General features: G+C 63.3%; 20 protein-coding genes. 17 read left to right on the forward strand and 3 right to left on the reverse strand.

All coding sequences use genetic code 11. The features are described from left to right. The first annotated feature begins 287 nt into the window (after nucleotides 1-287). The 14 genes from ACUXAC_RS04775 to ACUXAC_RS04840 all read left to right on the forward strand — a co-directional run bounded on the left by ACUXAC_RS04775 (nucleotide 288) and on the right by ACUXAC_RS04840 (nucleotide 15,860). On the forward strand, nucleotides 288-4,049 hold the full coding sequence (locus ACUXAC_RS04775) for a nitrate reductase subunit alpha (RefSeq protein ID WP_387441428.1): 3,762 nt from the start codon (nucleotides 288-290) through the stop codon (nucleotides 4,047-4,049). Next, nucleotides 4,046-5,590, forward strand: coding sequence for a nitrate reductase subunit beta (gene narH / locus ACUXAC_RS04780; protein ID WP_033634924.1), 1,545 nt, complete (start codon nucleotides 4,046-4,048; stop codon nucleotides 5,588-5,590). The genes ACUXAC_RS04775 and narH overlap by 4 nt, the downstream gene beginning before the upstream one ends. Next, on the forward strand, nucleotides 5,587-6,309 hold the full coding sequence (narJ, locus tag ACUXAC_RS04785) for a nitrate reductase molybdenum cofactor assembly chaperone (RefSeq protein WP_164268003.1): 723 nt from the start codon (nucleotides 5,587-5,589) through the stop codon (nucleotides 6,307-6,309). Before narH ends, narJ begins: the two co-directional genes overlap by 4 nt. Before the next feature lie 2 nt (nucleotides 6,310-6,311). Continuing rightward, a complete protein-coding gene (gene narI, locus ACUXAC_RS04790) occupies nucleotides 6,312-6,989 on the forward strand; it encodes a respiratory nitrate reductase subunit gamma (protein WP_025303199.1) in 678 nt (225 codons plus the stop codon). Between the two features lie 273 nt (nucleotides 6,990-7,262). Further along, on the forward strand, nucleotides 7,263-8,270 hold the full coding sequence (locus ACUXAC_RS04795) for a 3-oxoacyl-[acyl-carrier-protein] synthase III C-terminal domain-containing protein (RefSeq protein WP_387441425.1): 1,008 nt from the start codon (nucleotides 7,263-7,265) through the stop codon (nucleotides 8,268-8,270). After that, entirely contained in the window at nucleotides 8,267-9,283 is a 1,017-nt protein-coding gene (locus ACUXAC_RS04800; protein ID WP_060424039.1) for an NAD-dependent epimerase/dehydratase family protein, read from the forward strand. Before ACUXAC_RS04795 ends, ACUXAC_RS04800 begins: the two co-directional genes overlap by 4 nt. Continuing rightward, on the forward strand, nucleotides 9,276-10,082 hold the full coding sequence (locus tag ACUXAC_RS04805; protein WP_387441423.1) for an MBL fold metallo-hydrolase: 807 nt from the start codon (nucleotides 9,276-9,278) through the stop codon (nucleotides 10,080-10,082). The genes ACUXAC_RS04800 and ACUXAC_RS04805 overlap by 8 nt, the downstream gene beginning before the upstream one ends. Continuing rightward, nucleotides 10,079-11,365 (forward strand): F390 synthetase-related protein, encoded by a 1,287-nt coding sequence (locus ACUXAC_RS04810; protein WP_387441421.1) that lies wholly within the window; start codon nucleotides 10,079-10,081, stop codon nucleotides 11,363-11,365. Before ACUXAC_RS04805 ends, ACUXAC_RS04810 begins: the two co-directional genes overlap by 4 nt. Then, entirely contained in the window at nucleotides 11,362-11,979 is a 618-nt protein-coding gene (locus ACUXAC_RS04815) for a phosphatase PAP2 family protein (protein WP_089186084.1), read from the forward strand. The genes ACUXAC_RS04810 and ACUXAC_RS04815 overlap by 4 nt, the downstream gene beginning before the upstream one ends. Beyond that, complete coding sequence (locus ACUXAC_RS04820; RefSeq protein WP_387441419.1) at nucleotides 11,976-13,109, forward strand: sterol desaturase family protein; 1,134 nt, start codon at nucleotides 11,976-11,978, stop codon at nucleotides 13,107-13,109. The genes ACUXAC_RS04815 and ACUXAC_RS04820 overlap by 4 nt, the downstream gene beginning before the upstream one ends. After that, entirely contained in the window at nucleotides 13,102-14,184 is a 1,083-nt protein-coding gene (locus ACUXAC_RS04825; protein ID WP_387441417.1) for a fatty acid desaturase family protein, read from the forward strand. Before ACUXAC_RS04820 ends, ACUXAC_RS04825 begins: the two co-directional genes overlap by 8 nt. Then, nucleotides 14,181-15,266 (forward strand): acyl-CoA desaturase, encoded by a 1,086-nt coding sequence (locus ACUXAC_RS04830; RefSeq protein WP_387441416.1) that lies wholly within the window; start codon nucleotides 14,181-14,183, stop codon nucleotides 15,264-15,266. Before ACUXAC_RS04825 ends, ACUXAC_RS04830 begins: the two co-directional genes overlap by 4 nt. Before the next feature lie 106 nt (nucleotides 15,267-15,372). Then, the gene (locus tag ACUXAC_RS04835; RefSeq protein WP_046687272.1) at nucleotides 15,373-15,597 is read left to right on the forward strand and encodes a hypothetical protein; all 225 of its coding nucleotides are present in this window, start codon (nucleotides 15,373-15,375) and stop codon (nucleotides 15,595-15,597) included. Further along, a complete protein-coding gene (locus tag ACUXAC_RS04840; RefSeq protein ID WP_387441413.1) occupies nucleotides 15,594-15,860 on the forward strand; it encodes a hypothetical protein in 267 nt (88 codons plus the stop codon). Before ACUXAC_RS04835 ends, ACUXAC_RS04840 begins: the two co-directional genes overlap by 4 nt. A 9-nt stretch (nucleotides 15,861-15,869) precedes the next feature. Here ACUXAC_RS04840 and ACUXAC_RS04845 read toward each other — a convergent pair whose 3' ends face one another. Genes ACUXAC_RS04845 through ACUXAC_RS04855 form a run of 3 tightly spaced genes read right to left on the reverse strand, consistent with a single transcriptional unit; the run spans nucleotide 15,870 to nucleotide 18,447 of the window. Beyond that, nucleotides 15,870-16,022, reverse strand: a complete 153-nt coding sequence (locus tag ACUXAC_RS04845) for a DUF2474 domain-containing protein (RefSeq protein WP_071605360.1) — start codon at nucleotides 16,020-16,022, stop codon at nucleotides 15,870-15,872. A 14-nt stretch (nucleotides 16,023-16,036) separates the two neighbouring features. Continuing rightward, nucleotides 16,037-17,044, reverse strand: coding sequence for a cytochrome d ubiquinol oxidase subunit II (cydB, locus tag ACUXAC_RS04850; protein WP_454266531.1), 1,008 nt, complete (start codon nucleotides 17,042-17,044; stop codon nucleotides 16,037-16,039). A gap of 2 nt (nucleotides 17,045-17,046) precedes the next feature. Then, the gene (locus ACUXAC_RS04855; RefSeq protein ID WP_454266532.1) at nucleotides 17,047-18,447 is read right to left on the reverse strand and encodes a cytochrome ubiquinol oxidase subunit I; all 1,401 of its coding nucleotides are present in this window, start codon (nucleotides 18,445-18,447) and stop codon (nucleotides 17,047-17,049) included. Between the two features lie 144 nt (nucleotides 18,448-18,591). On the opposite strand from ACUXAC_RS04855, the gene ACUXAC_RS04860 reads away from it, so the two are divergent. From ACUXAC_RS04860 to ACUXAC_RS04870, 3 genes are all read left to right on the forward strand, one after another. Further along, nucleotides 18,592-20,010 carry an aminotransferase-like domain-containing protein gene (locus ACUXAC_RS04860; protein WP_049202084.1) on the forward strand — a complete coding sequence of 473 codons (1,419 nt, stop codon included), beginning with the start codon at nucleotides 18,592-18,594 and terminating at the stop codon, nucleotides 20,008-20,010. Nucleotides 20,011-20,197: 187 nt separating this feature from the next. Continuing rightward, nucleotides 20,198-21,853, forward strand: coding sequence for an ABC transporter substrate-binding protein (locus ACUXAC_RS04865; RefSeq protein ID WP_387441901.1), 1,656 nt, complete (start codon nucleotides 20,198-20,200; stop codon nucleotides 21,851-21,853). A 48-nt stretch (nucleotides 21,854-21,901) separates the two neighbouring features. Continuing rightward, on the forward strand, nucleotides 21,902-22,858 hold the full coding sequence (locus ACUXAC_RS04870; RefSeq protein ID WP_048234726.1) for an ABC transporter permease: 957 nt from the start codon (nucleotides 21,902-21,904) through the stop codon (nucleotides 22,856-22,858). Nucleotides 22,859-22,862 lie beyond the last annotated feature (4 nt).

Raw genomic sequence — 22,862 nt, forward strand, 5'->3', positions numbered from 1 at the left:
TCGAGTGAACGTCACGCGGGAGTTCTCTCCCGCGTCCTACCCCCAAATACCCCGCCTTGCCTCCCTTCCGCCAGCCTTTGTCATGACAGCCTCTTTTATTCATTTAAATTCAATCGATTAACATCATATCCCGCACCTATACTTTGGTGGTATTTCTCACCCGATACGCGCGTCGCCTCCCGCTTTCTCTTGATCGCAATCAATTTGCCGCCGGTTGGCCGTCAGTAGGCTGGCGGCAGATTGAGCATGTCTTCTTATAACGACAAGAGCCTTCAGGAGCATTCCGGATGAGCAAATTTTTAGACCGTTTCCGCTATTTCAAGCAGTTGGCGGAGCCTTTTTCTGGCGATCACGGCCAGACCTTGAACACCAACCGCGACTGGGAAGACGGCTACCGCAGCCGTTGGCAGCACGACAAAGTGGTGCGTTCTACCCACGGCGTGAACTGTACCGGTTCCTGCAGTTGGAAGATCTACGTGAAGAATGGCCTGGTGACCTGGGAAACCCAGCAAACCGACTACCCGCGCACCCGGCCCGATCTGCCCAACCATGAACCGCGCGGCTGCCCGCGCGGCGCCAGCTACTCCTGGTACCTGTACAGCGCCAACCGGCTGAAATACCCGCTGATGCGCAAGCGTCTGCTCAAGCTGTGGCGCGAGGCGAAAGCGCAGCACAGCGATCCGGTCGCGGCCTGGGGCTCTATCGTCGGCGATGCGGAAAAAGCCAAAAGCTACAAGGTGGCGCGCGGCCGCGGCGGCTTCGTCCGTTCCAGCTGGCAGGAGGTCAATGAACTGATCGCCGCCGCCAACGTCTATACCGCCAAAACCTTCGGCCCGGACCGTATCATCGGCTTCTCGCCGATCCCGGCGATGTCGATGGTGTCCTACGCCGCCGGCGCCCGCTACCTGTCGCTGATCGGCGGCGCCTGCCTGAGCTTCTACGACTGGTATTGCGATCTGCCGCCGGCCTCGCCGATGACCTGGGGCGAGCAGACCGACGTGCCGGAATCCGCCGACTGGTACAACTCCTCCTACATTATCGCCTGGGGCTCCAACGTGCCGCAGACGCGCACCCCGGACGCCCACTTCTTTACCGAAGTGCGTTACAAGGGCACCAAAACCGTGGCGGTGACGCCGGACTACGCCGAAGTCGCCAAGCTGTGCGACCACTGGCTGAATCCGAAGCAGGGCACCGACAGCGCGATGGCGCTGGCGATGGGCCACGTGATGCTGAAAGAGTTCCATCTCGATCGCGAAGTCGGCTACTTCCGCGACTACGTGCGCCGCTATACCGATATGCCGATGCTGGTGCTGCTGGAAGCGCGTGAAGGCGGCCATTACGCCGCCGGCCGCCTGCTGCGCGCCGCCGATCTGGTGGACGGGCTGGGCCAGGAAAACAACCCCGAGTGGAAAACCGTCGCTATCGACAGCCGCAGCGGCGATCTGGTGGCGCCGCAGGGCTCCATCGGCTTCCGCTGGGGGGAGAAGGGCAAGTGGAACCTGGAACAGCGCGAGGGCAAGTCGCAACAGGAAGTCGAGCTGCAGCTCAGCCTGTTGGGCATGCATGACGACGTGGCCGAGGTGGGCTTCCCGTACTTCGGTGGCGCGGACAGCGAGCATTTCAACAGCGTGGCGCTGGACGAGATCCTGCTGCACAAGCTGCCGGTGAAACGCCTGCAGCTGGCGGACGGCAGCGAAGCGCTGGTGACCAGCGTGTATGACCTGACGCTGGCCAATTACGGTCTGGATCGCGGGCTGGGCGACGCCAACTGCGCCGCCGACTATGACGAGGTCAAGGCCTACAGCCCGGCCTGGGCCGAGCAGATCACCGGCGTGTCGCGTCACAATATCATTCGCATTGCCCGCGAGTTCGCGGAAAACGCCGAGAAGACCCACGGACGTTCGATGATCATCGTCGGCGCCGGCGTCAACCACTGGTACCACATGGACATGACCTACCGCGGCCTGATCAATATGCTGATCTTCTGCGGTTGCGTCGGCCAGAGCGGCGGCGGCTGGGCGCACTACGTCGGCCAGGAAAAACTGCGGCCGCAAACCGGCTGGCTGCCGCTGGCGTTCGGCCTCGACTGGCAGCGCCCGCCGCGCCACATGAACAGCACCTCGTTCTTCTACAACCATTCCAGCCAATGGCGCTATGAAACCGTCGGCACCGACGAGCTGCTGTCGCCGCTGGCGGACAAGTCGCGCTTCGGCGGCAGCCTGATCGACTTCAACGTGCGCGCCGAGCGCATGGGCTGGCTGCCGTCGGCGCCGCAGCTGGGCACCAACCCGCTGCGCCTGGCGGAGCAGGCCCGTGCGGCCGGTCAGTTGCCGGTCGAGTTCACCGTCGATAGCCTGAAAAACGGCACGCTGGGCTTCGCCGCCGAGCAGCCGGACAATCCGCAGAATTTCCCGCGCAACCTGTTTGTCTGGCGCTCCAACCTGCTGGGCTCCTCCGGCAAGGGCCATGAGTACATGCTCAAATACCTGTTGGGCACCGAAAACGGCATTCAGGGGAAAGATCTCGGCCAGCAGGGCGGCGTGAAGCCGCAGGAAGTGGAATGGCGCGAGCAGGGCGGCGAAGGCAAGCTGGATCTGGTGGTGACGCTCGATTTCCGCATGTCGAGCACCTGCCTGTACTCCGACGTGGTGCTGCCGACCGCCACCTGGTACGAAAAAGACGACATGAACACCTCCGACATGCACCCGTTCATCCATCCGCTGTCGGCGGCGGTCGATCCGGCCTGGGATTCGAAGAGCGACTGGGAGATCTACAAGGGCATCGCCAAGGCCTTCTCCGAGGTGTGCGTCGGCCATCTGGGTCAGGAAACCGACGTGGTGACCCTGCCTATCCAGCACGATTCCGCCGCCGAACTGGCGCAGCCTTACGGCGTGCAGGACTGGAAGAAAGGCGAGTGCGATCTGATCCCGGGCAAAACCGCGCCGCACATCATCGCGGTGGAACGCGATTACCCGGCCACCTACGAGCGCTTCACCTCGCTGGGGCCGCTGCTGGACAAACTGGGCAACGGCGGCAAGGGCATCAGCTGGAACACCCAAACCGAGGTCGACTTCCTCAAGCAGCTTAACTACGTCAAGGCCGACGGCCCGGCGGCGGGGCGGCCGAAGATTGAGAGTGCAATAGACGCGGCGGAAGTGATCCTGTCGCTGGCGCCGGAAACCAACGGCCAGGTGGCGGTAAAAGCCTGGGAGGCCCTGAGCAACGTCACCGGCCGCGATCACCGGCATCTGGCGTTGAACAAGGAAGACGAGAAAATTCGCTTCCGCGACATTCAGGCGCAGCCGCGCAAAATCATCTCCAGCCCGACCTGGTCCGGTCTGGAAGACGAACACGTTTCCTACAACGCCTGTTACACCAACGTGCATGAGCTGATCCCGTGGCGCACTATCAGCGGCCGTCAACAGCTGTATCAGGACCACGAGTGGATGCGCGCCTTCGGTGAAAGCCTGCTGGTATACCGGCCGCCGATCGACACCCGTGCCGCCCAGCCGCTGCTCAACAGCAAGCCGAACGGCAACAAGGAGAAGGCGCTGAACTTCCTGACGCCGCACCAGAAGTGGGGCATTCACTCCACCTACAGCGACAACCTGTTGATGCTGACGCTGTCGCGCGGCGGCCCGATCGTCTGGCTGAGCGAAGACGACGCCAAAGATCTGGGCATCGCGGACAACGACTGGATCGAGGCCTTCAACGCCAACGGTGCGCTGACGGCGCGCGCGGTGGTCAGCCAGCGTATCCCGGCCGGCATGACCATGATGTACCACGCGCAGGAGCGCATCGTGAACCTGCCGGGCTCGGAGATCACCAGCCAACGCGGCGGCATCCACAACTCGGTGACCCGCGCCTGTCCGAAGCCGACCCACATGATCGGCGGCTATGCGCAGCTGGCCTACGGCTTCAACTACTACGGCACCGTCGGCTCCAACCGTGACGAATTCGTGGTGGTGCGCAAGATGAACCGCATTGATTGGTTGGACGACGAAGGCAACGACTACGCGCAGGGCAGTCAGCAGGAGAACAGCAAATGAAAATTCGTTCGCAAGTCGGCATGGTGCTGAATCTGGACAAGTGCATCGGTTGCCACACCTGTTCGGTCACCTGCAAAAACGTCTGGACCAGCCGTGAAGGTATGGAATACGCCTGGTTCAATAACGTGGAAAGCAAGCCCGGCGTCGGGTATCCGCACGCCTGGGAAGATCAGGAAAAATGGAAGGGCGGCTGGATACGTAAAATCAACGGCAAGCTGGAACCGCGCATGGGCAACCGCGTCGGCGTGCTGGCGAAAATCTTCGCCAACCCGGACGTGCCGGCGCTGGACGACTACTACGAGCCGTTCGATTACGACTACCAGCATCTGCATACCGCCAAACAGGGCAAGCACCAGCCGGTGGCTCGCCCGCGCTCGCTGATCACCGGCCAGCGCATGAACAAGATCGAAAGCGGCCCTAACTGGGAGGAGATCCTCGGCGGGGAGTTCGAAAAACGCTCGCAGGACAAGAATTTCGACAACCTGCAGAAGGCGATGTACGGCCAGTTCGAAAACACCTTCATGATGTACCTGCCGCGCCTGTGCGAACATTGCCTCAACCCGGCCTGCGTCGCTACCTGCCCGAGCGGGGCGATCTACAAGCGCGGCGAAGACGGCATTGTGCTGATCGACCAGGACAAGTGCCGCGGCTGGCGCATGTGCCTGACCGGCTGTCCGTACAAGAAAATCTACTTCAACTGGAAGAGCGGCAAGTCCGAGAAGTGCATCTTCTGCTACCCGCGCATCGAAGCCGGGCAGCCGACGGTGTGTTCGGAGACCTGCGTCGGCCGCATTCGCTACCTCGGCGTGCTGCTGTACGATGCCGACCGCATCGAGCAGGCGGCGGCAGTGGAGAACGACAAGGATCTGTACCAGAGCCAGCTCGATATCTTCCTCGATCCGCATGATCCAAAGGTGATTGCTCAGGCGCTGGCGGACGGCGTGCCGCAGGGCGTCATTGAAGCCGCCCAGCAGTCGCCGGTGTACAAAATGGCGATGGACTGGAAGCTGGCGCTGCCGCTGCACCCGGAATACCGCACGCTGCCGATGGTGTGGTACGTGCCGCCGTTGTCGCCGATTCAGTCCGCCGCCGACGCCGGCGAGCTGGCGCACAGCGGCGTGTTGCCGGACGTCGAGAGCCTGCGCATTCCGGTACAGTATCTGGCGAACCTGCTGACCGCCGGCGATACCGAACCGGTGCTGCTGGCGCTGAAGCGCATGCTGGCGATGCGCCACTACAAGCGGGCGGAAACCGTCGACGGCGTGGTGGACACCAGTGCGCTGGAGCAGGTTGGGTTGAGCGAAGCGCAGGCGCAGGAGATGTACCGCTACCTGGCGATCGCCAACTATGAAGATCGCTTCGTGGTGCCGTCGAGCCACCGCGAGCTGGCGCGCGAAGCCTTCCCGGAAAGCAAAGGCTGCGGTTTCAGCTTCGGCGACGGCTGCCACGGCAGCGACGGCAAGTTCAACCTGTTCAACAGCCGCCGTATCGACGCCATCGACGTGACCGCGAAAACCGCGCGGCCGGAGGATGCCTCATGATCAGCCTGAAAGTGATCGCCCGCCTGCTGGATTACCCGGAGCAGGTCCTGTTTGACCATCAGCAGGCGCTCATCGAAGCGCTGGAGCCGGCCAGCGAGCTGGATCTGCACCACAGTGCGCAGCTGATTCTGTTTATCCGCCGCCTGTGCGCCCGCCCGCTGCTGGACGTGCAGGCCGACTATTGCGAGCTGTTCGATCGCGGCCGCGCCACCTCGCTGCTGCTGTTTGAGCACGTGCACGGCGAGTCGCGCGATCGCGGTCAGGCGATGGTTGACCTGATGACGCAGTACCGCGCCGCCGGGCTGGAGATCGACAGCCGCGAGCTGCCGGATTTCCTGCCGCTGTATCTGGAGTATCTGGCCAGCCGCAGTGCGGCGCAGGCGCGTGAAGGGCTGCAGGACATCGCGCCGATCCTGGCGCTGCTGGGCGCGCGCCTGCAACAGCGTGAAAGCCCGTATGCGGTGCTGTTCGATCTGCTGCTGGCGCTGTCCGGCAGCGAGGTGCAGGCCCAGACGCTGGAGCCCCAGGTGGCGCAAGAGGCACGTGACGATACGCCGCAGGCGCTGGATGCGGTGTGGGAAGAGGAGCAGGTCAAGTTTCTCGGCGAACAGGGTTGCGCCTCCGCCCAGCAGACGGCGCACCAGCGGCGCTTCGCCGGCGCGGTGGCACCACAGTATCTGGACCTGACGGATGCGTTAACCGGAACCAAAGGACGCTAATCATGCAATTTTTGAATCAGTTCTTCTTCGATATCTACCCTTATCTGGCCGGCGCGGTATTCCTGATCGGCAGCTGGTTGCGTTACGACTACGGGCAGTACAGCTGGCGCGCCGGCTCCAGCCAGATGCTGGATAAAAAGGGCATGCGGCTGGCGTCCAACCTGTTTCACATCGGCATTATCGGCATCTTCGCGGGCCACTTCCTCGGCATGCTGACGCCGCACTGGATGTATGAGGCCTTCCTGCCGATCGACGTGAAGCAGAAGCTGGCGATGATCGCTGGCGGCGCCTGCGGCCTGATGACGCTGATCGGCGGCGCGCTGTTGCTGAAGCGCCGGTTGACCAACCCGCGGGTGCGCGCCACCAGCAGCTTCGCCGACATCATGATCCTGACGTTGCTGGTGGTGCAGGTGTGCCTCGGCCTGCTGACCATTCCGTTCTCCGCCCAGCATATGGACGGCAGCGAAATGATGAAGCTGGTGGCCTGGGCGCAGGCGGTGGTGACCTTCCACGCCGGCGCCTCTGCGCACCTGGAAGGCGTGGCGATTATCTTCAAACTGCACATGGTGCTGGGCATGACGCTGTTCGTGCTGTTCCCGTTCTGCCGCCTGGTGCATATCTGGAGTGCGCCGGTAGAGTATCTGACCCGCCGTTACCAGCTGGTGCGCAACCGCCGCTGAGCCTGACCCCGCCGCCGCCGATCGCCAGCGGCGGCGCTATTCCGATAATTCTCCCGCCGTCTGCCCATTCTCGCCGCCTTGCCGTAAACTGAATATCTCAGTAATGTTACGCTTATGCTTCCGCCGACGGACGTCGGCCCGCGCCAGCTGATAACAAGAGATACCGCCTTGATGAAAGGCCTTTTGGGACATAAAAACCGGGGATGATCCGCATAGCCTTTGCGCCGTGCGGGAGAATCGCTTTATGGATAGTCAGGTTAATCAATAACAATAATGACCACACAATGTCGCTCACCCGAGCTGTTGCCTCTGAAAATCATTGCCACCGGGGCCGCGTTGCCGCCCAACCGCGTGGCCTCCTCTACGCTCGATGCCCGCCTGGGGAAACCGGCCGGCTACGTTGAAAAACGCTCGGGCATCGTTTACCGCTATCACGCCGCCGACGACGCTAGCCAGGCCGATCTCGCCGCCGCCGCGCTGCAAGACGCGCTGGCCCGCAGCGCCATTCCGGCAGCCTCCATTGACCTTTTGATCTCCGCCTCGGCGATAGCGGTGCAGGCGCTGCCGTGCACCGCCGCGCATATTCTCAAGGTTGCCGGGCTGGCACCGGGTACGCCGGGCTTCGACATCAACAGCAGCTGCGTCAGCTTTATCTCTGCGCTGCAGGTGGCGGCGGGGCTGTTGAACGCCGGGACGTATCGGCGTATCGCCATCGTCTCGGCGGATCTCGCTTCGCGCGGCATCGACTGGCAGCACGAAGAGTCGTCGCTGATCTTTGGCGACGGCGCCGCCTGCGCCATCGTGGAGCGCGGTGACGGCACAGGCGGCATCCTCGCCAGCCTGGTGGAAACCTATCCCGCCGGCAGCGAACTGTGCGAGATCCGCGCCGGCGGCACGCGCCGCAACCCGCGCGCCGGCATGTGCGAGCAAGACTTCCTGTTTCATATGCAGGGCAAGCCGCTGTTCCGTCAGGCGTCGGCGCTGATTGAGGACTACCTCGACCGGCTGCTGAGCGCCAGCGGCTTGACCCTGGCGCAGATCGCCACCGTGGTGCCACACCAGGCCAGCCATTTGTCGCTCGAACATATGCGCAAACGGCTGCACGTCTCCAGTGAGGCGCTGGTAGACATCTACCGCCATCACGGCAACCAGGTAGCGGCGTCTATCCCGACCGCGCTGCATGCCGCTGCGACCTCTGGGCGTTTCAATCCCGGCCAGCCGGTGATGCTGATCGGCACCGCCGCCGGGCTGGCGCTGGCCGGCATGGTGTTGCTGCCATGAGGGTGCTGGTGACCGGGGCGACCAGCGGGCTGGGGCGCAACGCGGCGGAATGGTTGCTGGAGGCCGGGCATCAGGTACGCGCCACCGGCCGCGATGAGCGGGCCGGCGAAGCGTTGCGCCAGCTGGGCGCCGAATTTTACTCGCTCGATCTGGCGCAGGCCACGCCGCAGCAGTGCCGGGAGCTGGTGACCGACTGCGAGTGGGTGTGGCACTGTGCGGCCAAGTCTTCGCCCTGGGGCAGCAAAGCGGAATTTCACCGCATCAACGCCGCAGCGACGGACAAGCTGGCGGAGGCGGCCGGGCGCTGCGGCGTGCGGCGCTTCGTGCATATCTCCACGCCGGCAATCTACTTCGATTTTCAGCCGCATTACGATCTTGATGAGGGTTATCGCGCCCGGCGCTTCGCCAACCACTATGCCGCCAGCAAGCACGCCGCCGAGCAGCGGCTGTTGGCGCAGGCGAAGATCTACCCGCAAACCACCTATATTATTCTGCGGCCGCGCGGCCTGTTTGGCCCGCACGATCGGGTGATCGTGCCGCGGCTGTTGCAACAGCTCGAACGCGATCGCGGCGTGCTGCGGCTGCCCGGCGGCGGGCAGGCGTTGCTGGATCTGACCTTTGCTCCCAACGTGGTGCACGCCATGGAGCTGGCCAGCCGGCAACGCGGATTGCCGTCCGGCGCCGTGTACAACATCACCAACCACCAACCGCAGCGGCTGGCGGAGATGCTGGATGCGCTGCTGCGCCAGGAGCTGGGGCTGCGTTACCGGCTGCAGGCCGTGCCGTATCCGCTGCTGCAGGCGCTGGCCGGCGGCATGGAGTTGTGGGCAAGCCTGAGCGGCAAGGAACCGCTGCTGACGCGCTACAGCGTGGCGGCGGTGCATTTTGACATGACTCTGAGCCAGACTCGCGCGATCGAAGAGCTGGGCTATCGGCCGCGTTACTCGATGGAGGAGGGGATCCGCCTGACCGGCGAGTGGCTGCGGCAGCAAGGAGGCATACCGCATGGCTAAGGTCACCGTATTTGAAGTGGGCTATTGCACGCATATCGGCTGTATGGCGCTGCGCGGCGCCGGGTTCCGGGTGTGTAAATTCCCGGCGCGCGCCTATCTGCTGGAGGTGGGGCAGCGCCGCTGGCTGTGGGATACCGGCTACGCGCATTATTTTCAGCAGCACACGCAGTCGGGGGTATTCAGCCTTTACCGCCGCATGACGCCGGTCTATTTCGATCCCGCCGAGTCGTTGGCGCATCAGCTGCGCGAAGCCGGTTACGCCGAAGGCGACATCCAGGCGCTGATCGTCTCGCACTTTCACGCGGATCACATCGCCGGGCTGCAGGATTTCAGCCACCTCGACTTTATTTGCTCCGGCGAAGGCTGGCAGCAAACCCGTGGGCTGCGCGGTTTCGCGGCACTCAAGCGCGCCTTTATTCCCAGCCTGATCCCGGCGGATTTCGAGAGTCGTCTGCAGTTTATGGAGGCTTTTCCCTCGGTGGCGTTGCCCGCGCTGCTGGCGCCGTTCGATCGCGGTTACGCGCTGCCGGGCAGCGAGGGGCAGATCGTGCTGGTGCCGCTGCCGGGGCATGCGGCCGGCCATATCGGCGCCTTTATTCTCACCGACGCCGGCTGGACGCTATTGGCCAGCGACGCCGCCTGGTCGCCGCAGAGCTACCAGACGCTGCGCGGGCCTTCGCGCCTGGCCAATCTGGTGATGGACGATGCGGCGGCGTACACCCGCACGCTGGAACGGCTCAACCAGCTGTGGGCGGGCGGCCAGGTTAACATTTTGCTGTGCCACGAGGGGGACCTGTGATCCCCTTCATGACCTTGTGGCACTATTTCCGCGCCCGGCGCCTGCGCTTTGGCGATCGTGCGGCGCTGGAGGCGCATCAGGCCCGGCAGCTCGCGGGCTTTGCCCGCCGGGTGCTGAGCAAGAGCCCCTATTTTCAGCGCTTCAGCCGCCGCCCGTTCGCCGAATGGCCGCAGATGGACAAGGCGCTGATGATGGCGCAGTTTGACCGGATGAATACCGCCGGGCTGAGCCGGGAAGCGGTGCTGGCCTGCGCGCAGCGCAGCGAGGCGGATCGCGATTTCACGCCGAAGATCGGGCGCTACAGCGTCGGGTTGTCGTCTGGCACCTCCGGGCAGCGCGGCGTGTTTGTCGTCAGCCCGCGCGAACAGCAGGTGTGGGCCGGTGGCATGCTGGCGAAGATGCTGCCGGACGGGCTGTTGGCCGGCGAGCGCGTCGCCCTGTTTCTGCGGGCGGACAATAATCTCTATCACAGCGTAAACAACCGTTGGCTGAGCCTGGCGTTTTACGATCTGCTCGCGCCGTTCAGCGAGCATCTGCCCGCACTGGAACGGCAGGCGCCCAGCATCATCGTGGCCCCGGCGCAGGTGCTGCGTGCCTTGGCGCTGGCGGTGCTGGCCGGGCAGGTGAAGCTGCCGGTCAAAAAAGCGATCTCGGTCGCCGAGGTGTTGGAAGAGCAGGATCGCCGCCTGCTGATGCAGGTGTTTCCGGCGGTCGGCGAAGTGTATCAGGCCACCGAGGGGTTTCTTGCCGCCACCTGCGCGCACGGCACGCTGCATCTGAACGAAGAGTTTTTGCATATCGAACTGCAGTGGATCGACGAGCAGCGTTTTACGCCGCTGATCACTGATTTCACCCGCAGCACGCAGCCGATCGTGCGTTATCGGCTGGACGATGTGCTGGTGCTGCGCAAGGAACCCTGCCCGTGCGGGCAGCCGACGCGGGCGATTGCGCGTATCGAAGGGCGGCGCGACGATCAGCTGATGTTACCCGATGCGCAGCGACAGCCGCAGGCGGTGTTCGCCGATGCCTGCAGCCGGACGATCGCCAATGCGTTGCCGCTGACCAGCGATTACCGCCTGATCCAACGCGGCGAGCACCGGCTGGAGCTGATCGCCGATTGCAGCCCGGCGGCGTTGGCGCACTGCCAGGCGCAGCTGATCGCGCTGTTCGCTCGCCAGGGCATCGCCACCGATCGGCTCGAATGGCGGTTGACGGCGCAGGCGGTTTTGCCGCAGTTCGATCGCAAGCGGCGGCGCATCGTGCGCCAGGCGGAGGAAGCATGAAAAATACGCTGTTCAGGCTAGGGCACATGTTGCTCGGCTGGGGGACGGTCGGGGTCGTGTATAGCCTGACCGATCGCCTGCAGGGGGCGGGAACCCTGTTGCCGCCGTCGGCGCTTGACCGGGCGATCCCGTTTAACCCGGCGGCCATTTGGCTCTACCTGTCGTTTTTCCTCATCGTCCCGGCGGGCTATTTGCTGGCGCCGCTGCAGCGAATCAAATGGCTGACGCTGGCGATGCAGCTGACGGCGCTGGGCGCCGGGGCTGTTTACCTGCTGTGGCCGACCACCATGGCCTATCCGCAGAACGAGGGCGTTGGGCTCAGCGCGCAGCTGCTGGCGGCGTTAACGCAGGTGGATTCGCCGCAAAACTGCCTGCCGTCGTTGCACATGGCGCTGACGGTGCTGGCGGTGTGGGCGCTGAGCGACGGCGAGCGCAAAGTGCGGACGGCGCTGTGGATGCTGTGGGGCGTGGCGATCGCGTTCTCCATCCTGCAGCTGCGCCGCCATTTGTTTGTCGATCTGGCCGGCGGTGCGCTGCTGGCGCTGTTCGCCGGCTGGCTGGCCCTGCGCATAGAGGCCCTACGCCGGCGCGTGGTTAAAGGAGAAGTAGGATGAGCGATCTGGCGTTGCCGATAGTGTTCATGCTGTTCATCGTGGTGGCCGAGGCGGTGGCGCTGCAGTGGGGGCGCCGTGAGCCGGTCAACTGGCACGATCTGGTGTTCAACCTGAACTCCGGCCATATCATGCTGTGGCTGTTCCGCGGGCTGGAGATCACCTGCTACGGCTACGTGGCCGCGCATTTCAGCCTGGGGCTGCTGGACGCCTGGCCGCCGCTGCTGATGTGGCTGTTCGCCCTGCTGGCGTGGGACTTCGGTTTCTACTGGCTGCATCGCCTGCACCACCGCTTCCGCGTGCTGTGGGCGGTACACGTGGTGCACCACCAGGGGGAGCACTTCAACCTGTCGCTGGGGGTGCGCAACTCCTGGTATTCGTCGTTGACGTCGATCCCGTTCTTTTTGCTGCTGGCGCTGGCGGGCGTGCCGCTGTCGGTGTTCGTCACGGTGTCGATTTTTCACTACAGCATTCAGCTGTTTAACCACAATGCGCTGACGCCGAAGCTGGGCGTACTGGAAAAAATCCTGGTCACGCCGGCGCACCACCGGGTGCACCACGTCAAGGACATGGCGTATTCCAATAAGAACTTCGGCGGCAGCTTTATCTTTTGGGACAAGCTGTTCGGCACGTTCTGCCCGGCGCTACCGACCACGCCGTTCAGCTACGGCGTCAGCGGCGATCGGCCGTCCGCCAATCCATTTTGGGCGAGCAATCTGCCGTTCCTGCGCTATTTCCGTCTGGCCTGGCGCCCGGCGTCGGGCAGGCCGCGCGACCGCCGTTCGGCGCTCAGCGTCTTCAGCGGTGCCATGCTGTTGTTCTCGCTGGTGGTCGGTTACGTCTACCAATACGGTTACGGTTACGGCGACATCAGCTGGCCGCAAATGGCGCTGCTGGTGCTGCTGGCGTTGGGCTCGGTGGCGCTGGGCGGCATGACGGAAGGGCGGCCGTGGGCGAGCGCCGTCTGGCTGCTGATCGCGCTGGGCATGCCGCTGCTGTTTATCGGCTATCTTGGCTGGCCGCAGCGCTATTGGCATATCGCCATGGCCGCCGTGGCGCTGCATGCCCTGTGCGTGGCGCTGGGCTGGGGGCGAGTGGCCGCACCGGCCGCCGTGGAGGAACCGCATGGCTGACTCATTACCGCCGCTGCGTTTCCCCACCGATGGCGAGCAGGCGTTTCACCGCGATCTCAAACGCGCGGCGCACGCCTGCCTGGCGGGCGATCATCGCTATGCCGATACCGCGCGGCTGGCCAAGGCCGCGCTGTTGCTGGCGCTGTGCGTCGGGTTTTATGCCCTGAGTTTGATGCAGCATCAGCCCTGGGCGTTTTTCCTCTGCTATTTCCTGTTCGTGGCCATGGGCATGCTGCTCAACGTCAACGTCAATCACGATGCTTCGCATAACGCCTTCTTGCGCGCGCCCTGGGCCAATCGCCTGGTGGGGCGGTTGGTGACGCTGCCGCTGGGCGTCGATCCGGACTACTGGCGCACGCGCCACGTGGATTACCACCACGTTTACGCCAACGTCGAACACTACGATCTGGACACCGAAGAGAACGGCTTTTTCCGCCAGACGCCGTTCCAGCGCTGGCGGCCGCATATGCGCTATCAGCATCTGTACTGGCCGCTGATCGCCGCGCTCTCGTTACCCTACATCGCGTGGATTTTCGATTGGTCCGATCGGCTCGATAAAACGCCGCTGCGGGAAAAATGCGTGCTGGCGGGGCGGGGCGGTTGGGCGCTGTTCGTGCTGTGCAAATTGCTCCATGTGGCGCTGGTGCTGGTGGTGCCGCTGATCCTGTGCCACCTGCACGGCATCGGTTGGGGCTGGGTGCTGTTGGCTTATGCGCTCAGCCAGATGTTTGCCTCGCTGCTGGTGGTGTTCCTGCTGCTGGGCACCCACTGGGCGCAGGCTGAGTTTTACCCGGCGCCGGCGGGCGACAGCATGCCGCACGGTTGGTACCGGCACAATTTCGCCACCGCCTGCGATTGGCAGCCTGAGCCGCGCTGGCTGGAACACCTGACCGGCGGGCTGAACTATCACCTCACCCACCACCTGTTTCCCGGCTGGAATCACCGCCACTATCCGGCACTGGCCGCCGCGGTGGCGGAAGTGGCTCAGCGGCACGGCATGGCATATCGCTGCATCGGCTATCGCGAACTGCTGGCGCAGCAACAGCGCTTCTTGCGCCTTATGGGGCAGCCATGAAACCGCTGCGCCCGTTAGCCTATCGGCGCGATGACGGCGGGCTACATCGCGCGCTGATGCAGGCCGCCCAGCATTATCTGGCAGCCAACGGCGATCACCGCTTCGCCGACGGCGGCATGCTGGCGAAGGTGGCGCTGCTGTTGGCGCTGTGCGGCCTGTGTTACGGGTTGAGCCTGCAGCAGCAAAACGGCTGGGCGTTTTTCGCCTGTTATTTCGGCTTTATCTTTATTGGCATGTTCCTGACGGTGAACGTGGTGCACGACGCCTCGCATAACGCGTTTTTCCGTCGGCCCTGGGCCAACCGCTGGCTGAACGCCCTGGTGAGCGTCCCGCTGGGGCTGGATCCCGACTGCTGGCGCGTGCGCCACGTGTTGTTTCACCATGCCCATAACAATATCGAACATTACGACCCTGACATCGACGCCAATGGCGTGCTGCGGCAAACGCCGTTCCAGCGCTGGCGGCCCTTTATGCGCGCCCAGCGTTACTATTGGCCGCTGGTGGCGGCGCTGACGTTCCCGTACTACATCTGGCTGTTCGACTGGCTGGACCGGGCGGGCCGCACCCGCGTGGCGGCGCGCATGGCGCAGCAGGGCGTGCGCGGCTGGTGCGGATTTCTGGCGGGCAAGGCGGCGCACCTGCTGCTGGCGCTGGCGATCCCGTGCTGGCTGCTGCCGCCGGCCATCGGCATCGGGCAAATTCTGCTGGTCTATTTGCTGAGCCAGATGCTTTCTTCATTGCTGTTCGTAATGTTGATCATCGGCACCCACTGGGCCAAAGCCAATTTTTATCAGGCGCCGGCGCAGGGTGCGATGCCGCACGGCTGGTATCACCATGTGTTCGCCACGACCTTCGACTGGCTGACCCGGCCGCGCTGGCTGGGATACTGGCTCGGCGGGGCGAACCTGCATTTGACGCATCATCTGTTCCCGCACTGGAGCCACCGCCATTACCCGGCGCTGAGCCGCATCATCGGCGAGGTGGCGCTGCGTTTCGGCATCGATTACCGCCTGCTGGAGCTGGAGGAGCTATTGCGCCTGCAGCAGCGCTTCCTCAGCGCGATGGGGCGCAAACCGCATTAGCGTTGCATGTGGACTGTGCGAGGCGTTACGCAGTTCACTAATTGAACGATATTTGCCCTTCCAGTAGACTTTCCCCCTGTGAATCAACGGCCACAGGAGGTGGACTATGCGCAGCTTGCCGATTCGGTTATCCAATGAAATCGACGACAGTTTGAACGATATTGCCCGGCGTCACGGGATGGCAAAAACCGACGTCATTCGCCTGGCATTTTCTTTAATGACGATTGCCGACCGTGAGTGGATGAAAAAAGACGGTTCCCGTCTTGGGATCGTGCGTGAAAGCGGCGAGGGGCTGGAGGCGGTCGCCGTGGTGGTGGGGATTTTTCCATGAAGCCGCAAAATGAGCGCCCGCAGGTTGATGCTGAAACGTTGTATTTGGATCCTTCGCTGATCTTCGACGAAATGGAGCGGCTGCGCCTGGCGCGCCAGGTGCTGTGCGGGATATTCGCGGTCAGCGTGGGCGTATTCGCCGCCCACGCGTATTGGGACAAAAATGAAGCACTGAGACAAGCGTTCGAACTGGTGAAGATCGGCGCCTTGCCGCTGGTCACGCTGGTGGTATCCTTCTACTTTCCCAACAGCGCGGCCAGATAAGGCGCCGCGTCAATGCGACTTCATGCCCGCCGCGGTCATCAGCAGGCGGAACAGCGAGGCGACTACGAACAGCCCCAGCACGCTGGCGCTCCAGATGATCACCAGCCAACCGATGCGTTTCCACCAGGGCGCCGGCGCGGCGGTTGCCGTTTTATCTTGCATAGCGTCCTCCCTTCTCAGTGATAGCCGTGTTCATGGCTGATCTTGCCGCGGAACACGTAGTAGCTCCAGAAGGTGTAGACCAGAATGATCGGGATGATGAACAGCGCGCCTACCAGCATAAAGCCGAGGCTCTGCGGCGGGGCGGCGGCGTCCCACAGGCTGATGGCCGGCGGGATCAGGTGCGGCCAGATGCTGATGCCAAGCCCGCTCAGGCCGAGAAATACCAGCAGCAGCGTCAGCATGAACGGCGAGTAGTGCGCGCCGCGTTTCACCCCGCGTTGAATCCCCCAGGCGCTGAGCAGCACCAGCACCGGCACCGGCAGCAGCCAGAACAGGTTCGGCAGCGTAAACCAGCGGGCGGCGATTTCCGGATGCGCGATCGGCGTCCAAATACTGACCGCAGCCAGCACCAGCAACAGGATCGCCAGCAGCGGCGTCGCCAGGTGATACATGCGCGCCTGCAGATCACCGGCGGTTTTCATCACCAGCCAGGTGCAACCAAGCAGGGCGTAGGTCACCACCAGCCCCAGCCCGCAGAACAGCGCGAACGGCGTCAGCCAGTCCAGCGCGCCGCCGGCGTAGGTGCGGCCTTCGACCGGGAAGCCGTTGATCACGGCGCCCACCACCACACCCTGGCTAAAGGTGGCGAACAGTGAGCCCCAGATAAACGCCTTGTCCCAGATATGGCGTTTCTCCGGCTTCGCCTTGAAGCGAAACTCGAAGGCCACGCCGCGGAAAATCAGCCCGATTAACATCAGCGTCAGCGGGATCGCCAGCGCGTCGAGGATCACCGAGTAGGCCAGCGGGAAGGCGCCGAACAGCGCCGCACCGCCCAGCACCAGCCAGGTCTCATTGCCGTCCCACACCGGGGCGACGGTGTTCATCATCAGATCGCGGTCGCCGCTCTCTTTCACCCACGGAAACAGGATGCCGATGCCCAAGTCAAAACCGTCCATCACCACGTACATCATGGTGCTGAACACGATGATCACAAACCAAATCAGCGGAAGATCGATGCCCATGTTCAGCTCCTGTCGTCCAGAGTGTCGTTGACCGCGGACAGCGGACGTGCCGGGCGGCCCTCGGTATTGTCTTCTTGGTGTTCATGCGGCTGCGGCCCTTTGCGGATCAGGCGCATCATGTAGGAATACCCCACGCCGAACATCGAGCAGTAGACGATGATGAACGCCAGCAGGCTGATGCTCATGTGCAGGTCGCCGTGCGCGGAGACCGCGTCCTTGGTGCGCAGCAGGCCGTACACCACCCACGGCTGGCGGCCGATCTCGGTGGTGAACCAGCCCGCCAGCAGCGCCAGCAATCCGGAAGGGCCCATCCACAGAATGAAGTACAGGAACGGACGCGACTGATACAGCCCGCCGCGCCAGCGCAGCCACAGGCTCCACACCCCTGCCAGAATCATCAGCATGCCCAGCCCGACCATGATGCGGAACGACCAGAACACCACGGTGGAGTTGGGGCGATCTTCCGGCGGGAAGGATTTGAGCGCCGGCACCTGTTCGGTCAGGCTGTGGGTCAGGATCAGGCTGCCGAGGTACGGCACTTCCAGCTTGAAGCGGGTCTCTTCGCGCTGCATGTCCGGCCAACCGACCAGGATCAGCGGCGTGGCTTCGCCCGGCGGGTTCTCCCAGTGGCCTTCGATGGCGGCGATCTTCGCCGGCTGGTGTTTCAGCGTATTCAGGCCGTGCGCATCGCCGATCATCGCCTGCACCGGCGCGACGATCAGCGCCATCCACATCGCCATCGACAGCATTTTGCGCATCGCCGGGGTATCGCGGCCGCGCAGCAGGTGCCAGGCGGCGGAGGCGCCGACGAAGAACGCTGAGGAGAGGAAGGCGGCGGTGGACATGTGCAGCAGGCGGTACGGGAAGGACGGGTTGAAGATCACCTTCAGCCAGTCGACCGGCACCACCTGGCCGTTGATGATTTCATGCCCCTGCGGCGTCTGCATCCAGCTGTTGGAGGCCAGGATCCAGAAGGTGGAGATCAGCGTGCCGAGCGCCACCATACAGGTGGCGAAGAAGTGCAGGCCGGGGCCGACGCGGTTCCAGCCGAACAGCATCACGCCGAGGAAACCGGCTTCGAGGAAGAAGGCGGTCAGCACTTCATAGGTCAGCAGCGGCCCGGTAATGCTGCCGGCGAACTCGGAGAAGAAGCTCCAGTTGGTGCCGAACTGATAGGCCATCACCAGCCCGGACACCACGCCCATGCCGAAGTTAACGGCGAAAATCTTTGACCAGAAATGGTAAAGCTCGCGGTAGGCTTCATTGTGCGTTTTCAACCATAACCCTTCCAGCACCGCCAGATAGCTGGCTAAACCGATGGTGATGGCGGGGAAGATGATATGGAAAGACACGGTGAAGGCGAACTGTATTCTGGCGAGTTCCAGTGCATCAAGACCCAGCATGGCGCCTCCTAGGGTTGAACATAAATTAACCTCTTGAGTATAGCTGTCATTTTTATGTGAAATACTTGGCGTTAAGTTAAGCACGGAGTACAGTGACTATAATAGTGACAGTTATTTTACTTTTTCATATAACAGTTAATGGTTATGACCCGATACGAGCAGCTTGCGCAACAGATTAGAGAACAGATCCAGAACCGGGTGTGGCGGGCGGGCGACAAGCTGCCTTCGCTGCGCGAGAGCGGCAAGCGCGCCGGGTTGAGCTTGATGACGGTGGTGCAGTCTTACCAACTGCTGGAGAGCCAGGGGTGGATCGTCGCCCGGCCGCAGTCGGGCTACTACGTGGCGGCGCGTCCGCAGCCGCTGCCCCAGCCTTCGCGCGGCGAGAAGCTGTTGCTGAGCGAGCAGGTGGACATCAACGCCTTTATTTTCGACGTGCTGCAGGCCTGCAAGGATCCGGATATCGTGCCTTTCGGTTCGGCCTTTCCCGACGCCACGCTGTTCGCCCAGCCGAAGCTGGCGCGGGCGCTGAGCAGCGTAGCGCGCAAGTTCACGCCGCACAGTTCGCTGGCCAACCTGCCGCCGGGCAACGACGCGTTGCGGCGGCACATCGCCCAACGCTATGCGCTGAGCGGCATGCAGGTCGCGCCGGACGAAATCGTCATCACCGCCGGGGCGATGGAGTCGCTCAGCCTCAGCCTGCAGGCGGTGACCCAGCCGGGCGACTATGTGGCGATCGAGTCGCCGGCGTTTTACGGCGCGCTGCAGGCGCTGGAACGGCTGCGGTTAAAGGCGGTGGCGATCGCCACGCATCCGCAGGACGGTATCGATCTGGACGCGCTGCAGCAGGCGGTGGAACAGTATCCGATCAAAGCCTGCTGGCTGATGACCCACTTCCAGAACCCGCAGGGCGCCACCCTGCCGGAGGCCAACAAGCAGCGTCTGGTGACGCTGTTGCGCGACCGACAGATTTCGTTGATTGAAGATGACGTTTACGGTGAGCTGTACTTCAGCGCAGAACGGCCGCTGCCGGCCAAGGCGCTCGACAGCGGCGGCCAGATCCTGCATTGCTCGTCGTTTTCCAAATGCCTGGCGCCGGGCTTTCGCGTCGGCTGGGTGGCGGCGGGGCGTTATGCGCAGCAGATCCAGCGTTTGCAGCTGATGAGCACCGTTTCCACCAGCGTGCCGACCCAAATGGCGCTGGCGGATTATCTGCTGCACGGCGGCTACGATACCCATCTGCGGCGGCTGCGGCGGCTGCTGGCCCAGCGCCAAAGCGCGATGCGTCAGGCGATCGCCCACCATTTCCCGCCGACGGTGAAGGTCAGCCAGCCCGACGGCGGATACTTCCTGTGGCTGGAGCTGGATCCGGCGCTGTCGTCGATGGAACTGTACCGGCAGGCCCTTTCCCGGGGGATCAGCATCGCGCCAGGGCGCATGTTTACGACCGGCGACCATTTCAACCACTGCTTCCGCCTCAACGCCTCTTTTGAATGGAACGATCGGTTTGAAGAGGCGATCAAAACCTTAGCCAAACTTATTCGGGGGCTGGCGGCGGCAGGCTGAATCGCATTTTGCACGGCGCTTCGCCCCAGAAAAATTCATAATGCTTTTTTCGGCAATGGAATGCCGGTTTCGTTGTTAGACAGCCCTCCAGCCGCCCATTACTCTGCGATAAATTTTGTCACATTTTTATCAACGGGAAGACGAGGGGCTGTGGGTGAGTGGAATAAAAAATAGGCTAAACAAACTGTTGCGTTATCGGCTGACGCCGCTGGCGCTGGTCTGCGCGCTGGGGTTGAGCGCAGGCGTGCAGGCGGAAACGCTGGCCGAAGGCATCACGCCGGCCAGCGACGCCGCTCGGGTGCCAGCCGCCGCCAAGCTGCGCAAAGACACCGTGGTGGCGGGCATCTCGGAGCCGCAGGGGATTTTCAACCCGTATCTGTTCACCAACGGCTGGGACGAGAACGTGACCGACGTGATCTTCAGCCGCCTGATCGGCCTGGACAGCCAGGGCAAGCCGGAAGGGCGGTTGGCGGAGTCCTGGCAGGTCAGCCCCGATAATCTGACTTACACCATCAAGCTGCGGCCGAATCTGGTCTACAGCGACGGCTCGCCGCTGAAGGCCGACGATATTGCCTTTACCCTGACGCTGCTGCACGATCCGGCCTATGACGGCGACACCGACATCACGCCGGCGCACATCCAGGGCGGCGCCGAGTACAAAAACGGCACCGCCGCCGGCATCAGCGGCCTGAAGGTGATCGACGATCGCACCATTCAGATCGTGACCACCCAACCGGGCGCCACTACGCTGCAACTGATTGGTGGGCCGGTCTTGTCGCGGGCTTACTACGGCAAAGACTATCAGCGTGGCAAGCTCGACGGCGTGCGCGCCTTCAACGGCAAGCCGCTCGGCAACGGCCCCTATATTTACGACAAGTACGTGCCGGGGCAGGAGATCCGCTTCCACGCCAACCCGAACTTCTATCTCGGTACGCCGCCGATGGCGCGCTTTATCTACCGCGTCACCAACCCGGCCACCAACTTCCAGCTGTTCCAGACCGGTGAGACCGACTACGACGCCTTTACCGCCAAGCCGGACGATATCGAACAGCTCAAGCTGCTCGGCTTCGCCAATATCAACCTCTACAGCTCAAGCGATTACAGCCGCATCGACTTCAATCTCAAGCGCCCGGCGCTGCAGGACAAACGGGTGCGCCAGGCGCTGATCTACGGCCTGGATCGGCAAAAACTGATCGCCGTGGTGTACCAGGGGTACGGCAAGGTCGCCAACCAGCCGATCTCGCCGATCTCCTGGGCCTATGACGCGAACGGCATCAATCCCTACGCTTACGATCTCGACAAGGCCGGGAAGCTGTTGGACGAGGCCGGTTGGCGAGTGGGTGCGGACGGCATTCGGCAAAAAGACGGTAAGAAGCTGGAGCTGACGCTGCTGGTGACCAAAAAGCTGATCAACGATGCGCTGGTGCCGATCGCCAAGGACAACTACCGCCGGCTCGGCGTGGTGCTGAAACCGCAGGTATTGGACTTCAACGCGCTGCTGGCGCAGCGCAAGGCGGGCAATTACGACCTGGCGTCCCTCAGCACCAGCACGCTGAACGATCCGCACGACGGCGTGCGCGATTTCATCAGTCGCGAGAGCGAGACCGGTTATCACAACCCGCAGGTAGACGCGCTGATCGCCAGGGCCAACGCCACGCTGGATATCGCGCAGCGCAAGCCGCTGTACCATCAGCTGTATCAGGCGCTGGCGGACGATCCGCCGGTGATCCTGCTCGGCAACCGCGAGATTTTGAGCGCCAGCAGCGCGCGCGTCACCGGCTTTAAACCGGATATCTACAACGGCTTGGTCGGCAGCCTGCCGAACGTCAAGCCGGCGCCGTAACGCCCTGACGCCGCCGCGCCACTCCGGGCGGCGGCGATGGAATTCGCGATGAGAAATTTTATCCTGCGCCGTCTGTTGCAGACTATCCCGATGCTGCTGTTGGCTTCCTTGCTGATTTTTTGCATCTTCGCCCTGGCGCCCGGCGACTTTATCGACGGCAACATCAACCTGACCGCGCAACGCGCCGCCGAGCTGCGGGCGCTGTACGGGTTGGATCAGCCGTTGTTCAGCCGCTACCTGCACTGGCTCGGCCGGCTGCTGCAGGGCGATCTCGGTTTTTCGCTGCAGTATCAGATCCCGGTCAGCACGCTGCTGAACCAATACATCTGGAACTCGTTCCTGCTGGCGGCGGTGGCGATGGTGCTGTATTGGGGCATCGCGCTGGCGGTGGGGGTGATCTCGGCGATGAAACCCTATTCGCTGTTCGATCATCTGATCACCGTGGCGGTGTTCGCCGCCATGTCGTTTCCGACGTTCTTCCTGTGTCTGCTGCTGATCAAATGGTTCGCCGTCGATCTGCACTGGCTACCGGCGGGCGGCATGCTGCGCACCGGAAGCGAAGCGAGCGGGCTGGCGTGGGCGCTGGAGGTGGCGGCGCACCTGCTGCTGCCGGTGCTGGCGCTGGTGATGCTGCAGGCCGGCAGCCTGACGCGCTATTTCCGCGCCAGCATGCTGGACGTGATCCGCATGGACTATATCCGCACCGCGCGCGCCAAGGGGCTCAGGGAGAAAACGGTGATCCTCAAACACGCGCTGCGCAATGCGCTGTTGCCGATCGTCACCCTGCTGGGGTTCGAGCTGCCGGGATTGTTCTCCGGCGCGCTGATCACCGAAAAAATCTTCAACTGGCCGGGTGCCGGGCATATCCATATCGATTCGCTGGCGGCGCGTGATTACCCGGTATTGATGGGGTTCACGCTTTTTCTGGCGGCCCTGACCATTCTCGGCAATCTGCTGGCGGACATTCTGTACGCCTACGCCGATCCGCGCATTCGCTTGAGGTAACGCT

The organism is Serratia sp. 121840015-1, from assembly GCF_053627655.1.

Excerpts from the sequence above, each read along its gene's own strand:
- ACUXAC_RS04775 (WP_387441428.1), top strand. The coding sequence starts at position 288 with ATGAGCAAATTTTTAGACCGTTTCCGCTATTTCAAGCAGTTGGCGGAG.
- narH (WP_033634924.1), top strand. The coding sequence starts at position 4,046 with ATGAAAATTCGTTCGCAAGTCGGCATGGTGCTGAATCTGGACAAGTGC.
- narJ (WP_164268003.1), top strand. The coding sequence starts at position 5,587 with ATGATCAGCCTGAAAGTGATCGCCCGCCTGCTGGATTACCCGGAGCAG.
- narI (WP_025303199.1), top strand. The coding sequence starts at position 6,312 with ATGCAATTTTTGAATCAGTTCTTCTTCGATATCTACCCTTATCTGGCC.
- ACUXAC_RS04795 (WP_387441425.1), top strand. The coding sequence starts at position 7,263 with ATGACCACACAATGTCGCTCACCCGAGCTGTTGCCTCTGAAAATCATT.
- ACUXAC_RS04800 (WP_060424039.1), top strand. The coding sequence starts at position 8,267 with ATGAGGGTGCTGGTGACCGGGGCGACCAGCGGGCTGGGGCGCAACGCG.
- ACUXAC_RS04805 (WP_387441423.1), top strand. The coding sequence starts at position 9,276 with ATGGCTAAGGTCACCGTATTTGAAGTGGGCTATTGCACGCATATCGGC.
- ACUXAC_RS04815 (WP_089186084.1), top strand. The coding sequence starts at position 11,362 with ATGAAAAATACGCTGTTCAGGCTAGGGCACATGTTGCTCGGCTGGGGG.
- ACUXAC_RS04820 (WP_387441419.1), top strand. The coding sequence starts at position 11,976 with ATGAGCGATCTGGCGTTGCCGATAGTGTTCATGCTGTTCATCGTGGTG.
- ACUXAC_RS04825 (WP_387441417.1), top strand. The coding sequence starts at position 13,102 with ATGGCTGACTCATTACCGCCGCTGCGTTTCCCCACCGATGGCGAGCAG.
- ACUXAC_RS04830 (WP_387441416.1), top strand. The coding sequence starts at position 14,181 with ATGAAACCGCTGCGCCCGTTAGCCTATCGGCGCGATGACGGCGGGCTA.
- ACUXAC_RS04835 (WP_046687272.1), top strand. The coding sequence starts at position 15,373 with ATGCGCAGCTTGCCGATTCGGTTATCCAATGAAATCGACGACAGTTTG.
- ACUXAC_RS04840 (WP_387441413.1), top strand. The coding sequence starts at position 15,594 with ATGAAGCCGCAAAATGAGCGCCCGCAGGTTGATGCTGAAACGTTGTAT.
- ACUXAC_RS04845 (WP_071605360.1), bottom strand. The coding sequence starts at position 16,022 with ATGCAAGATAAAACGGCAACCGCCGCGCCGGCGCCCTGGTGGAAACGC.
- cydB (WP_454266531.1), bottom strand. The coding sequence starts at position 17,044 with ATGGGCATCGATCTTCCGCTGATTTGGTTTGTGATCATCGTGTTCAGC.
- ACUXAC_RS04855 (WP_454266532.1), bottom strand. The coding sequence starts at position 18,447 with ATGCTGGGTCTTGATGCACTGGAACTCGCCAGAATACAGTTCGCCTTC.
- ACUXAC_RS04860 (WP_049202084.1), top strand. The coding sequence starts at position 18,592 with ATGACCCGATACGAGCAGCTTGCGCAACAGATTAGAGAACAGATCCAG.
- ACUXAC_RS04870 (WP_048234726.1), top strand. The coding sequence starts at position 21,902 with ATGAGAAATTTTATCCTGCGCCGTCTGTTGCAGACTATCCCGATGCTG.